This is a genomic window from Pseudomonas sp. PME37.24/025 (genome assembly GCF_055556615.1).
In genome coordinates, this window is sequence record NZ_JBVHNK010000279.1 from 1 (window position 1) to 264 (window position 264).

The 264-nt window shown below is 69.7% G+C and carries 1 protein-coding gene; it reads right to left on the minus strand.

Annotation, left to right across the window (positions count from 1 at the left end; genetic code table 11):
* A partial coding sequence (locus tag ACZ3HH_RS30375) for a hypothetical protein (protein WP_465810330.1) occupies positions 1 to 264 on the minus strand: 264 nt, incomplete at both ends.

Genomic DNA, 264 nt, shown 5'->3' on the forward strand with positions numbered 1-264 from the left:
GTACGTGAGGATCGTCTTCGTCCCGCTGACGAAGCCCTGGTCGTCGGGGAAGAGGGTCGAGACGACCTCGTGGCCGTCCTCGGAGGGCGGGCACGCGTAGTCGAATGCCAGGACGGCGTAGGGGACGCCGTCCTGGTGCGTCATCGTGACGTCCTCAGCGAGGGTCGGGGTGCAGTCCGCACCACCGGCGTCGATGCGGAAGTGCTGCGCGACGTAGCTCGTCACGTCGCCGCGGTACTGCTCCAGCGCGGCGGCCTGCTGCGC